The organism is Mesorhizobium sophorae (assembly GCF_002270415.1).
GTDB classification, from domain to species: Bacteria; Pseudomonadota; Alphaproteobacteria; order Rhizobiales; family Rhizobiaceae; genus Mesorhizobium; species Mesorhizobium sophorae.
Window position 1 is genome coordinate 964,302 of sequence record NZ_NNRI01000022.1, and the last position, 12,887, is coordinate 977,188.

A 12,887-nucleotide genomic window follows, 5' to 3' on the forward strand; every position below is an offset into this window, starting at 1 on the left:
GTGGACGTGCAGCACTTGCGCAATGGTGTGGTGACGCTGACCGATATGCCGCGATGAACCAGCAGATCCGCAAACCCGTCGAACCGGCACAAGGGATGCAGCCGCGGCTTGATTCCGAAGGCCTGTTCGACCAGCGCTACAAAGAGTTCCTGGAGACGGTTTCGCATCTACGGGTCAAGCTGCACCGGTACTGCGCGCGCATGACCGGTTCGGCCCTCGATGGCGAGGACATCATGCAGGAGGCGCTGTTCGAGGCCTATCGCAAGATCGAATTGCTCGACGATGCGCAGGCGCTGCGGCCCTGGCTGTTCCGTATCGCCCACAACCGCTGCATCGACTTCATCAGGAGCCGCCGCGCCCGGCAGCGAGCCGAGGCCGGCTATGCCGGCGACGAGATCGTGCTCCCTGTCGAGCCCGCCGGTCCCGCCGCCGGCCGTGCCATCGAGCGGCTGGTCGTGCATTTGCCGCCGAAGGAGCGCGCCTGCGTGCTGCTCAAGGATGTCTTCGACCATTCGCTGGAGGAGATCGCCGATCTGGTCGGCTCGACATCGGGCGGTGTCAAGTCGGCGCTCAACCGCGGTCGCGCCAAGCTCGCCGTCTTGCCGGCGCAGCCGATCGCGGCACCGCTACACGATGCCGAACTGGCGCGGCTGCTCGACCGCTATGTCGAATTGTTCAACAAACGAGACTGGGACGGGGTGCGGGCGCTGACCAGCGCCGATGCCCGGCTGCGCGTTTCGGACTGCTACAATGGTTTGCTCTCCAGCTCGCCCTACTTCGCCGAATTTGAGCGCAGCGAGCTGCCCTGGCGCATAAGGCCAGGCGTCTTCGAAAGGAAAAACGTGCTGGTCGTCGACCGGCTGCATGGCGTGGCCTGGCGGCCGGCGTATCTGGTGCGGGTCCATGCCGACGGCGGCGTGATCGACCATATCAGCGACTACTATGCGTGTCCCTGGATCCTGGATATGGCATCCGCCGACGCCGGATGAAGTCGGCCTCACTTGGCGTCGTGAAAAATAATGCCGACCGTGTGTCGCATGCCTGAGCGCAGGCGGCTGACGCCGTGGCGCAAGTTGACGCGGTAGTTGCCCTTGGTTCCCTGCACCGGCCGGTTGTGGACGGCGAAGGCAACCGCGTCGCCCTGGCGCAAGGGCACCACTTCGACACGGCTCTGCATGCGCGGCCGCTGTTCTGTCAGCGCGAACTCGCCGCCGGTGAAATCTTCGCCCGGTTCGGAAAGCAGGATCGCCACCTGCAGCGGGAAGGCGAGGTCGCCATAGAGGTCCTGGTGCAGGCAGTTGAAGTCGCCGGGTACATACTGCAGCAACAACGGCGTCGGCCGGGTCTGGCCGGCGGCATGGCACTGTTCGAGAAACTCGGCATGCGTCGCTGGATAGCGCATGGCTTGCCCCATGCGCTCGTTCCACTGATTGGCGACGCCGGCCAGCCTGGGATAGAGCGCGCTGCGCAAGCCGCCCAGGAGGTCGGGCAAGGGATAGCGGAAATAACGGTACTCGCCCTTGCCGAAGCCGTGCCTGGCCATGTGGATGTGGCTGCGGAAGTGCTGCTCATGAGGATAGAGGCCGGCGATCCGCCGGCACTCCTCGGGCGAGAGCAGCTTTTCGATCACCGCGCAGCCGAAGCCGTCGAGCTCGGTGGCAAGGGCTGGCCAGTCGTAAGCGGCGACGCGCGTCTCAGCGGCTTCGACCACGGATGCGGCAACCTTGGCATGGGCGTTCATAGCGTTGCCTCCTTGTCGAGCAGGGCGCGCTTGCGCTCGATGCCCCAGCGATATCCGGACAGCGTGCCGTCGGTGCGGACAACGCGGTGGCAGGGAATGCCGAGCGCGATGGCGTTAGCCGCGCAGGCTGTCGCCACGGCGCGGGCACCGTTCGGCTTGCCAAGGCGGCGGGCAAGGGCGGTGTAGGTGACGGTGGCGCCGCACGGGATGGTGCGCAGCACGTCCCACACCCGCTGCTGGAACGGCGTGCCATGGCGCATGTCGAGCGGCAGGTCGAGACCGGCGCCAGGTGTTTCGACGAAGCGCGCTATCGCCGCGAGATCGTCGCGCAAGGCGGTCTCGTCTTCGACCAGCATCTTACCGGGGAAGTGATTGCCAAGGTCCTGCTCCAGCGCGTCGGCATCCGACCCGATCAGGATGGCGCAGACGCCGATATCACTGCGCGCCGCCAGGATCTTGCCGATCGCGGACTGGCCGATGGCATAGGCGATGGTGTCGTTAGCAGCCATCGCTGTCGGGGCGTTCATTTGGGTTTGCATGAGGTTCATTGCCTTCACTCCTTTGTCTGTGCCTGAACCCTAGTCGCGTGCCGGCCGTGTCTCACTCCGATGCTTGCTTTCAAATTCAAATCGCGAGCGCAAAAGTATGTGCTCTACGGCGCCCCCTCTGTCCTGCAGGACATCTCCCCCACAGGTGGGGAGATAGGCAGCTCTGGCGCCGGCTCTCTTCCTGCAACGCTGGAGATTGGCGAAGGTCGTGGTGACAGCCGATCTCCCCCCGTGGGGGAGATGTCCGGCAGGACAGAGGGGGGCGCCGTAGAGCGCTGATATTGAAACCATTCCCATTTTGTCATGCGACGCGGGTCACGGAGATTTCACCGAGCAGGAACACTTCGCCGGTTAGGAGCCGCAGCTCGATCTCGCCGGTCGCGGTCAGGTTCCACTCGGCTTTGCCGTTATCGACCATCTGACCAACGGTGGTCATCACCAGTGATTTCGCGTCTTGGGTGCGTGGGCTGGCGGCAGCGACGTTGCGGGTCTTCGCATCGGTGGTGGGAGACCTTGCCATCGCGCGCATTGTTGCCAGGTCCTCCCGCCGTCAGGCCCGCGAAGACCGATGATCTGCTGGTCTCGCCCCGCCCGATGCGCCGGACGCCGCCTCCCGGTCGAGCAGCGCGCGCTTGCGCTCCGCACCCCAGGCATAGTCGGACAGCGCGCCGTCTTTCCTAATCACGCGGTGGCAGGGAATGGCGACGGCAAGACTGTTGGCCGCACAGGCGGCGGCTATGGCGCGGGCCGCCCTTGGCGCAGCGATGCGCTCCGCGATCTCGGCATAGGAAACCGTGTGGCCGACTGGGATGTCCTGCAAGGCCCGCCAGACGCGCTGCTGGAACGCGGTGCCTCGCACGTCGAGCGGCAGGTCGAGGCCGAGTGCTGGCGCTTCGACGAAACCGACGACGCGGGCGACCAGAGCCTCGTAGCCGCGGTCGCCGCCGATCAGCCGCGCCTTGGGGAAACGGTCCTGAAGGTCGCGCACCAGCGTGTCCGGATCGTCGCCGAGCAGAATCGAGGCGACGCCCTTTTTGCTCGATGCGACTAGGATGGCGCCGAGCGAGGATTCGCCGACGGCAAAGTGGATCTCTTCATGCGTGCCGCCGGCGCGGTAGCGCGTTGGTGTCATGCCGAGCATGCCGGTGGATTTCTCGTAGAAACGTCCGCTCGAATTGAAGCCGGCATCATAGATCGCCGCTGTCACGCTGGCGCCGTCCTCAAGGCCCTGGCGAACGCGGGCGGCGCGCTGCGCGGCGGCATAGTCCTTTGGCGTCAGCCCAGTGACGGCCTTGAAGACGCGGTGGAAATAGCCGGCGCTGCGCCCGGCAGTAGCCGCCAGTTCGGCGAGCGACGGTTCTTCCTCGCTCCGTTCGATCCTGCGGCAGGCATCGGCGACCATCGCGGCGTTGCCGGCCTCCAGCGACGGGCCATCCGGATTGCAGCGCCGGCACGGGCGAAAGCCGGTCGCCTTCGCCTGATCCAGCGTGTCGTACAATTGCACGTTCTTTGGGTTGGCGCGCCGTGACGGGCAGGAGGGCCGGCAATAGACGCCGGTCGTCGCCACCGAATACCAGAATTCTCCGTCGGCCGATTTGTCTCGCGAAACGATGCGCGCCCAGCGCGGATCGTCGGCAACCGGCAGTGGCGTGGATCTCAGATTCTTGGCCAGGGTGATGAACATGGCCGGCATTGAAGCCGCCAAAAGCCGGCCTCGCCACCCGTTTCCTGCCAAGTGCCTGATCGCCGTCGCCCGAGCCCTCGTTGCTACGCCGCCCGCTTGGGTTCGATCGCAAATGGGCTGAGACCCAACCAGGTCTGCATTTTCCTCGCGATGTGCTGGTCGCCGGTCAACGCGACCTTTGCCCCGGCCTTCTCGACCGTGATCAACCCCATCCAGATCGCCGTCATCGTGTGCAAGTCGGTCGAGACGTAGAGATCGACGTCATAGCCCGGATCGTACCAGCACAGATCGACCTCGCCGTGCTTCTCGACGATCAGCCACCACGACCGTTTGGACGCCGGCAGCTCCTGATACAGAAATTGTATCACCGTGCGCCCATCGGGCAGCGGCGAGGGGTTCAAATTGCGCCGCATGTCCCACATCAGCAACGACGGATCGAGGTTTTTCAGCGACAGCCGGGACTCGACCCATTTCTGTCCCCAGAAGCCCATCGCCTCGACGACCGGGCGCAAATCCCTGCCGGCTTCCGTCAGCCGGTATTCGAAGATGCCTTTCTCGCCCGGCACTTCCTTGCGCTCGATGATCCCGGCCAGTTCGAGCTCCTTAAGCCGTTGCGACAGAAGGGTCGGTGACATTTTCGGCACGCCGCGGCGCAGGTCGTTGAAACGGGTCGAGCCCGCCACAAGTTCGCGCAGCAGAACCATGGTCCAGCGGGTGCAGAGCACCTCGGCTGCCATCGATAGCGGACAGAACTGCTTGTATCCGTGCTGGGTCATGATTGGTGCCTCTCCCTCGAACTGGGCTGAATATTAGGCCTTCATGAATGAAGCGGCCAGTACGGAAACTGTACCACCCCAGTACAGATCGCGGACTGGTTGGCCGGCGCCCTGCCATGCGAGCTCTTGGCCGGTGCACGGGATACCCCTTGCGCTACAACCAGGAGACGACCCATGACCGCTTACATCATCGCAGACATCAAGGTGAAGGACCCGCAGTGGATGCCGTCCTATGCCGCCTCGGTGCACGATCTCGTCCACAAGCATGGCGGCAGATACCTGTCGCGCAGCGGCAATGTGAAAACGCTCGAAGGCAAGCCGCTCGACACCACGCTGATCGCCCTGATGGCGTTCCCGTCGGAAGCGGCGGCGCGTGCCTTCACCAACGATCCGGCGTATGCGCCCTTCGTTTCGGCCCGACAGGATGGCAGCGACAGCCGTTTCCAGATGATCGACAACACTGATCTGGCCGGAACGATCCCGTATCTGCCGAAGGGATGACCGTTCCCGGCATTCGTCGCATCGATTGCGGGATCTCCAAGCAACAACAGTCACAGCGCTTGCGTGTCGGGCCTCCGTATTTTCGGCGGCCGGCCAGCTGTGCTTTTTCAAGAAGAATGGAATGAACATGATATCGAACTTCCGAAACAGGCTTCTCATGGCGGGGGCCATGCTGGCCGTCTGTACCGCATTGGCGCAGGCGCATCAGGAAGCGCCTGCGTCCGGCCCCAATCCGCTGGCCGACAAGGTGCAGGCTGCCAACAGCCGGTTTGTCGACGTCAAGGCCGCGACGGCCGAGGGCTATGCGCCCATTCCCTGCGCCAGCGGCATCACCGGCGGCGCCATGGGCATCCACTACGTCAACGGCCAGTACCTGAAGGACGACAAGATCGACATCGCGCGTCCCGAAGCCGTGATGTACGAGCCGATGGCCGACGGCACGCTGAAGCTGGTGGCAGTCGAATACATCACCTCGAAGGGGCCGGCGTCGCTGGACGGACAGCTGTTCAACTTCAACAGCGCGCCCAACCGCTATGGCCTGGGCGCGTTCTACGAACTGCATGTCTGGGCCTGGAAAGGCAACCCGACCGGCACCTTCGCCGACATGAACCCGAAAGTGTCATGCGAACACGCGATGGCGCCGAGCCAGTAGCCGGCAATGGCCAGGCGGCGCCAATGCCGCCTGGCCACTCGCCCGAGGCCTGTGGGGCGCGGCTGTCCGGCGTCAGCCAGGCCCGGTCATTGTGCTACCGGATCGGGGATCGCCGATCCCAGCTCGGCGATGTCCCGGCTCGTTTGCGGCAGGAGCAAACGCCCCGTCACATACCAGAGCAGGGAGACGACAAGGATCGAGAGGTAGCCATCCACGGCATAGTGCCAGCCGGTATAGACCGAGCCGAACAGGATGAAGGCCGCAAAGGACCAGCCGACGATGGCCCAGCGACGACCGAAACCGGTCAGGAAGAGCGCGTTGAGCGTAACGAAGGCGACATGCATGCTTGGCATGGCGGAGATGCCGCTGCCCAGCTCAGGACGTCCGCTCCTGTAGGCTGCAAGCAGATAGTTGGCATAGATATAAACCGGTGCGGCGGAGCCGTTCTCAGTCAGGGCGGTTCGCAGTCCGGCAAACCGGTCACCGCCGTAGAACTGGTCGTGGAATATCGGGCCGGCGGACGACAGCAAGGTCGCAAGAACGGTGCCGCACAGGATCGTCGTCAGTGCGAACGCCCATAGATAGCGCAAGCGCCTGACTGGATCGCGCCAGAAGGCGACGAACAGCAAAATGCCGAACCATTGGACATGCCAAACATATGCGTAGCCGGCGAAAATCACGGCCGAGAACGGTTCGGGAACGACGCTGTGCGCCCAAGTCCACGGATCGGTGCCATGCAGCCAAAGATCAAGCTCAACCAGGGCGCGGTCGGCGTAGAACGGCACGACGTCCGGGATGGCGACCTTCAGGGTGGTGAAGGCGGTGATGCCGAGATAGAACAAAACGATGACAGGTGTGGCTGCCAGCCAACTCTGGCTGAGCGTGTCGAGCATGTACCTGGTCGGGTTGCGCCTGGCAAATGTCAGCGCCGCCAGGCCGAGCCCAGCCGCCAGAAGCGTGGGCAACAACAAGACGAACGGCCTGGCATAGGAATGCGCCAGATGCAGATAGCGATCCGGCTCCAGGTAAAGAGCAGTCAGGGCATAGGTCAGACACAGGGCAGTCAGCAGCCAACCGCTCCTGGTTGCCGCGACGTCCAGGTCAAGAGGGGCGGACGAGCGGCTATTGCCGCCGCGCTGCCCGGTGTGCGCATTCATCGGAGGACATCCCGCCAGCTGCCCAGAAAATTTCTATGGAGTATTTCGCAGGCGATGTATTACCAACTGGTTACACTTGTATCCAAGTAAAATTTTATTCGTCACACAGTTATAATTCACAATTTGTTGGCAAGGATTCATTGACGACGATGTTGCGCCGCAACGCACCTGCGTCATTCGCCGCCATCCGAGGCTTTCGACCGTTGCAGGCTGCCTTTCCATCAGGCTTCGGCCGCGATTGAACGTGGGGCCATCGCCTGGACGGCGATGGCCCAGCGATCAGGCGGCCTTGACCAGGCCGAGCTGGGTGAGGGCGGCGACGCCGTCGTCGAGGCCGATCTCCTCGACGATCCTGCCGTCGACCACCTTCAGCACGGTGGTGCCTGTGAAGCGCATGGTGCGGCCGGTGGCGGCCGGCAGCGAGCCGACGAGGAAATCGCTGAACGCCGGACCGGTATGCGTGCCGCCGCCCTCCCACTGGCCGACGACATAGTCGCCCTCGGCGATGAGGTCGGCGGTGGCCCAGAAGTTGAGGTCCGGGAAGGCGGCGCGGAAATCGGTCATGAAGGCCTTGATGTCGTCGCGGCCGCGGCGCGGCTCATGCAGCGAGTATTTCAGCAGCATGTCGGATGCGGCGATGTCGTCGACGACAGATAGATCGCAGGTTTCACCCCAGAAGTCGGTGAACCATCTGACGACGACGGCTTTGTTGTCTTCCTGCTTGGTCATTGGGAGGTCCTCTTGTTGTTTGTCTTGGGGATCACCGGCCTTCGCCGATGACCCTGGGCAAGCACTAGGACGATCCGGTGGGGGCAAAACTCCGGTTCTTGCCGGCCAATCGAAAGGCGGGGAGGTGCCGGCAACGCTCACGCAAGCTGGCAACGCAGGATCGCCGCCCTGGGGCAGTCTTCCTTCGGTAACTGTTTCTTCTCTGGTTTTGCTGCAGATTGCCCCGCGGGTGGGGATGAGCGAAACAGACGATGGCGCGTCAGGACAAGAAAACTCGTAGTGGAACGTTCTGGGCCAAGGCCCTGGAACGCGCCCATCTTGGCGTCTGGGACTGGGATCTTGCGACCGGCGACTGCTTTTATTCCGCGACCTGGGCGCGGATGCTGGGCTATGACGAAAGCGAACTTGCCAACACCAGCGACCTGTGGCTGCAACTGACCCATCCCGACGATCGCGAGCGGGCGCTGGCCAGCGGCGACCGCCACATTGCCGGACAGACCGATGCCATCGAGACCGAACTCAGGCTGAAGCACAAGCAAGGCCACTGGGTGTGGGTGCTCGATCGCGGCGGCATCGTCGAGCGCGACGCGTCCGGAAAGCCGCTGCGGCTGATGGGCGTGCAAACCGACATTACCAAGCAGAAGGCGGCCGAAGCCGAGCTCGAAAAGGTCAATGTACGCTTCCGCCTGGCGCTCGCCGCCAGCGGCACCGGCATCTGGCACTACGACATCGCCACCAACAAGAGCTATTGGGACACCCGCACCAGGGACATGTTCGGCCTCGTCGCCGACACCGACGAGGTGACGGCCGACCTTTGGCACAGCTATCTGCATCCCGAAGACAAGGAAGCCACCGAGCGCGCGCACCGGGCACCCATGGGAACGGACGCCGTCATCGCCAATCAATACCGTATCATCAGGCGCGACGGCGAGATCCGCCACATCGAATCGCTGGTCCGCTTCGTCGCCGCCGCGGGCGCCGCCGGCCAGATCCTCGGCACGGTGCGCGACATTACCGAGGAAAAGCTGCGCGAGCAGGAGCTCGCCTACGCGGCCCGCCATGACGCTCTGACCGGCCTGTGGAACCGCTCCGCCTTCGACCAGCTGCTCGCCGACCATATCGCGGCAGGTGCGCCGCTCGCCGTGTTCTATGTCGATCTCGACTACTTCAAGGCGCTCAACGATTTTGCCGGCCACGCCGCCGGCGACCTGGCGCTGAAGAGCGTTGCCGCCGGCATTCGTGCTTGTCTGCCGCCATCGGCGCATGCGGCGCGGCTGGGCGGCGACGAATTCGCGCTGGTGGTGCCGCATTGCGATGCCGCGCAGGCGGAGCGGATCGCCACCGCCGTGCTTGGCGCGGTGCGCGAAGCCGATCTCGGCCCGGCCGCATCGACGCGCAAGCTGGCGGCCTCAATCGGTATCGCCTTCGTCGATGACGCCAGCACCACGGTGGCCGACGCGCTGGCCTGCGCCGACGATGCCTGCTACGCGGCCAAGGCTGCCGGGCGAAACCGTTTCGCTGTGTTCTCCGTCAAGACGGCATCGGGGTCGGGCGGGCTGAATGCGGCGCGCATCGCCGCCGACACCGTCGATGCCATGGAAGACGGACGGCTGAAACTGTTCGGCCAGGAAATCCATCTGCTGGGCAGGCCCTGGGAAGAGAGCCGCCATGTCGAAGTGCTGGCGAGGCTCACCGCACGCAATGGCCGCCTGGTGCCGCCCGGCGAGTTCATTCCGGTGGCCGAGCGGTTCGGCATCGCCTCCAGGCTCGACCGCTGGATCATCCGCACCGCGCTGTCGCGGCACGGCGCGGCGTTGCGCTCGGGCGCGCTGACGCTCGGCTTCAACCTGTCGGCGCAGACGTTGAGCGATCCGCAATTGTGGGCGTTCGTCGATAGTGTCATCGAGGAGACCGGGGCGCCGCATTCGGGCATCGGCTTCGAGATTACCGAGACTGCCGCGGTCACGAATTTCGACGCCGCAGAACAATTCGTGCGCAAGGCGCGCGAGCGGCATTGCCGGGTCAGCCTCGACGATTTCGGCGCCGGCATGAGTTCGTTCGAATATCTCAGGCGTTTCCCCGTCGACACGATCAAGATCGACGGTTCCTTCATCGAGCACATCACGCAAAGCCGCTTCGACCGCGAGATCGTGCTGGCCATCACCAGCATTGCCCGCAGCCTGGGCTGCGCTGTGGTGGGCGAGAAGATCGAACGGCAGGACACGTTGACGATGCTGAGCGATATGGGCGTCGCGTTCGGCCAGGGGTTCTTGCTGCACCGGCCCGAACCGCTGGAGGCGATCGTTACGCGCGCGACCAGGGTGGTGGCGGCCCGAAAGGCATCGTGATCCAAGTATATTGATATCCAGGTATATTGAGGTTCAGGTGTGTTGAGATTCAGGCCGGGCCAGCCGGCCTGAGTCTCAAAACATCTTAGGCGGTTCGCCGCGCCGTCGATTGCGGAAATTCCAGCACTCCAGCCTCGGATGGCCTGTGCTGTGCCTCTGCCACCGTTTCGATCAACAGATCGAGGGCCTCACATGCCATGCGACTCGTCTCGTCACTGCCTTGTAGATAGTGATAGGCGCGTTCGAGGTGGATGCGGGCCGCTGAAAAATCACTGGTCAATGGTCTCTCCATGATCCCGCCCTAATCTATCTTGGCGGGCCTGGCGGAATTCGGGGTAAATATCCACAGGCGGCTTTTATTCAAATGCCGTCGAATGTCGTGCGCTGTCAGGAGCGAAGTCTCCAGCTCGTTGCCTTGTCCTGCTGCGCGGCTAGACTGCGACCTTCCTTGTCAGAGTCGAGATCGATGATTGTCCAGGCCTGTATCAACGGCGCGCGCCCACGTGATTTCCACCCCAGGCTGCCGCTCGATGCACAGGCGATGGCGAGCGACGCCGCGGCCTGTGTCGCCGCCGGTGCGGCCGAATTGCACATCCATCCGCGCATTGACGAACGCGAAAGCCTGGCGGCGGTCGATGCCACTGTGCTGGCGGTGCGCCGGGCCTGCCCGGGCACGCTGATTGGCGTGTCGACCGGCGCCTGGATCGAGAACGATGTCGAGCGGACCCGCGCCGCGATCGGCGCTTGGCAGGAACTGCCCGACTATGCGTCGGTCAATTTGTCGGAGGCTGATGCGCCTGGGGTGATGGAGCTGCTGCGCCAGCGCGGCGTCGGCATCGAAGCGGGGCTTGCCACAACAGCCGATGCCGAACGTTTCGTCGGTCTTGCCGACCACAGCCGCGTGCTGCGCATCCTGATCGAGATCGACATCCAGGACCTGCCGGCTGCACTGGACGAGGCGCATGGGATCGCCGCCGTGCTCGAGCGTGCCGGGGTGCGGCGGCCGATCCTGCTGCACGGCGTCGACGCCACGGTCTGGCCGTTCGTCGCGCTTGCGCATCGCAAGCGCTGGTCGACGCGGGTCGGCCTGGAAGACGGCAGGACGCTCGCCGATGGCAGCGTTGCCAGGGACAATGCGGAAATCGTTGCGGCGGCCGTGGCGACTTTTCGGTCCGCGCCTGCGGGCTGAAAGGCGGTATGCCTCAGGCTTACCCACGGGCAGGTCGTGTCCAGCCGCGTAAAATGTGTTTCTGGATCTTGCCGGATGCGGTGCGCGGCAGCGTATCGGTGAGCAAGAACTCCTTCGGCACCTTGTAGCGGGCGATGCGGGCGCCGCAGTGGGTTGCCAGATCGGCCGGGTCGACAACGCGACCGGGTTTGACCACCACGAAGGCGCGCCCGACTTCGCCCCAACGCTGGTCGGCGACGCCGATCACTGCCGCTTCGGCAATGTCGGGATGATCGAGCAGCGCCATCTCGACTTCGACCGGAAAGACGTTCTCGCCGCCGGAAATGAACATGTCCTTGCGCCGGTCGACGAGGGTGACGAAGCCTTCGCCGTCCTGCCGCGCGATGTCGCCGGTGCGGAACCAGCCATCGACGGTGAAGGCGCGCGCCGTCTCTTCCGGCCGGTTCCAGTAGCCTGATGTGATGCCGGGGCCGGACAGCCAGATCTCGCCTGGTTCGCCGGGGGCGACGTCGCGGCCATCGTCGTCGACGATGCGCAGGCCGATCGTCGGCGCCGCAAGACCGGCCGAGCCCGCCTTGCGGGCGATCCGGTCGGTCTCGACCGGCATGCCGAGCACGGTGCCGGCTTCGGTCATGCCGAAGCCGTCGGCCATGCGCACACCTCGCGCCAGCCACCAGTTGATATCGGCTGCCGGGTTTGGCGCTCCGCCGGTGAAGATGGCGGTGAGCGAAGTCCAGTTCGCAGGCGCAAAATCCGGATGGTCGCGCAGCATTCTGGCCATTTGCGGCACACAGAAATAGTGAGTGACGCCAAGTGCGGGATCGGCAAGGCGACGGTTGGTGAGGCCGGCGTCGAAGCCGGGCGAGATCAGCACCGTGCCACCCTGAAGCAGAGGCGGCCGCAGGTTGGTGATGAGGCCGATGACATGGAACATCGGCGCGTCGCAAAGGAAGATGCTGGCGTTGCCGACTCGCCCCAGCACACCGAAATTGACCGCTGTGGCCAGGGCATTGCGCTCGGTGACGATAACCCCCTTCGGCCGGCCCGACGTGCCGGATGTGTAGAGGATGATCGACGGCGTATCGTCCGCCGGCAACGGGCGACGCGTTGCCGGCGGACGCGCCTCGACCGCCGCCGCGAAGGCCGCGACTTCGACCGGCCTGCAGCCTTTGGGCAGCGCCATATCGAGGGCCGAGTCATGCAACAGAAACATCGGATCGCAATCCTGGAGGATCGTCTTCTGCTCGGCGCTGGCAAGCCGCCAGTTGAGTGGCACGAAGATGGCGCCGAGCCGCATCGCGGCCTGCTGCAGGATCAAGAGATCGGCGCTGTTGCGGGCTATCGTCGCGATCCGTTGCCCGGCCGCGATGCCATGGCCGGCTTCGAGAACGCCGACTGCACGCTGGATGGCTTCGTCCAGCGCGAAATAGGTCCAGCGCCGGCCGGTGGCCAGGTCGACACAAGCGAGACGATCCGGCTGCGCTCTGGCGTGCAGGGACACGGGGTCTGATGTCATCCAGGCCGGCATCTGCATCTCCTCCCCAGGATTGCCTGTGCTTTGC

General features: G+C 64.5%; 14 protein-coding genes. 5 read left to right on the forward strand and 9 right to left on the reverse strand.

Going from position 1 to position 12,887, the window contains the following annotated elements:
• The first annotated feature begins 53 nt into the window (after positions 1-53).
• Positions 54-989 (forward strand): sigma-70 family RNA polymerase sigma factor, encoded by a 936-nt coding sequence (locus CGZ66_RS35810; RefSeq protein WP_095091315.1) that lies wholly within the window; start codon positions 54-56, stop codon positions 987-989.
• An 8-nt stretch (positions 990-997) separates the two neighbouring features.
• Here CGZ66_RS35810 and CGZ66_RS35815 read toward each other — a convergent pair whose 3' ends face one another.
• From CGZ66_RS35815 to CGZ66_RS35840, 5 genes are all read right to left on the reverse strand, one after another.
• Positions 998-1,741 (reverse strand): 2OG-Fe(II) oxygenase, encoded by a 744-nt coding sequence (locus CGZ66_RS35815; protein ID WP_095091316.1) that lies wholly within the window; start codon positions 1,739-1,741, stop codon positions 998-1,000.
• Positions 1,738-2,289 (reverse strand): methylated-DNA--[protein]-cysteine S-methyltransferase, encoded by a 552-nt coding sequence (locus tag CGZ66_RS35820; RefSeq protein WP_095091317.1) that lies wholly within the window; start codon positions 2,287-2,289, stop codon positions 1,738-1,740. Before CGZ66_RS35820 ends, CGZ66_RS35815 begins: the two co-directional genes overlap by 4 nt.
• A gap of 301 nt (positions 2,290-2,590) precedes the next feature.
• On the reverse strand, positions 2,591-2,818 hold the full coding sequence (locus tag CGZ66_RS35830) for a hypothetical protein (protein WP_095091318.1): 228 nt from the start codon (positions 2,816-2,818) through the stop codon (positions 2,591-2,593).
• 21 nt (positions 2,819-2,839) lie between these two features.
• Entirely contained in the window at positions 2,840-3,973 is a 1,134-nt protein-coding gene (gene ada, locus CGZ66_RS35835; protein WP_095091778.1) for a bifunctional DNA-binding transcriptional regulator/O6-methylguanine-DNA methyltransferase Ada, read from the reverse strand.
• 83 nt (positions 3,974-4,056) lie between these two features.
• A complete protein-coding gene (locus CGZ66_RS35840; RefSeq protein WP_095091319.1) occupies positions 4,057-4,749 on the reverse strand; it encodes a winged helix-turn-helix transcriptional regulator in 693 nt (230 codons plus the stop codon).
• Between the two features lie 174 nt (positions 4,750-4,923).
• On the opposite strand from CGZ66_RS35840, the gene CGZ66_RS35845 reads away from it, so the two are divergent.
• Both CGZ66_RS35845 and CGZ66_RS35850 read left to right on the forward strand, forming a co-directional pair.
• Entirely contained in the window at positions 4,924-5,250 is a 327-nt protein-coding gene (locus CGZ66_RS35845) for a DUF1330 domain-containing protein (protein WP_095091320.1), read from the forward strand.
• Positions 5,251-5,371: 121 nt separating this feature from the next.
• On the forward strand, positions 5,372-5,902 hold the full coding sequence (locus CGZ66_RS35850) for a hypothetical protein (protein ID WP_206073838.1): 531 nt from the start codon (positions 5,372-5,374) through the stop codon (positions 5,900-5,902).
• 86 nt (positions 5,903-5,988) lie between these two features.
• On the opposite strand, the gene CGZ66_RS35855 is transcribed toward CGZ66_RS35850, so the two are convergent.
• Both CGZ66_RS35855 and CGZ66_RS35860 read right to left on the reverse strand, forming a co-directional pair.
• A complete protein-coding gene (locus tag CGZ66_RS35855) occupies positions 5,989-7,059 on the reverse strand; it encodes a phosphatase PAP2 family protein (protein WP_095091321.1) in 1,071 nt (356 codons plus the stop codon).
• A gap of 279 nt (positions 7,060-7,338) precedes the next feature.
• Positions 7,339-7,788 (reverse strand): ester cyclase, encoded by a 450-nt coding sequence (locus CGZ66_RS35860; RefSeq protein ID WP_095091322.1) that lies wholly within the window; start codon positions 7,786-7,788, stop codon positions 7,339-7,341.
• Positions 7,789-8,039: 251 nt separating this feature from the next.
• On the opposite strand from CGZ66_RS35860, the gene CGZ66_RS35865 reads away from it, so the two are divergent.
• Complete coding sequence (locus CGZ66_RS35865; protein WP_095091323.1) at positions 8,040-10,136, forward strand: EAL domain-containing protein; 2,097 nt, start codon at positions 8,040-8,042, stop codon at positions 10,134-10,136.
• An 85-nt stretch (positions 10,137-10,221) separates the two neighbouring features.
• Here the strand turns inward: CGZ66_RS35865 and CGZ66_RS35870 are convergent, their stop codons facing one another.
• Entirely contained in the window at positions 10,222-10,416 is a 195-nt protein-coding gene (locus tag CGZ66_RS35870; protein WP_167392369.1) for a hypothetical protein, read from the reverse strand.
• Positions 10,417-10,602: 186 nt separating this feature from the next.
• On the opposite strand from CGZ66_RS35870, the gene CGZ66_RS35875 reads away from it, so the two are divergent.
• Positions 10,603-11,325 carry a 3-keto-5-aminohexanoate cleavage protein gene (locus tag CGZ66_RS35875; protein WP_095091325.1) on the forward strand — a complete coding sequence of 241 codons (723 nt, stop codon included), beginning with the start codon at positions 10,603-10,605 and terminating at the stop codon, positions 11,323-11,325.
• A 19-nt stretch (positions 11,326-11,344) separates the two neighbouring features.
• Here CGZ66_RS35875 and CGZ66_RS35880 read toward each other — a convergent pair whose 3' ends face one another.
• Positions 11,345-12,859 (reverse strand): AMP-binding protein, encoded by a 1,515-nt coding sequence (locus CGZ66_RS35880; protein WP_095091326.1) that lies wholly within the window; start codon positions 12,857-12,859, stop codon positions 11,345-11,347.
• Positions 12,860-12,887 lie beyond the last annotated feature (28 nt).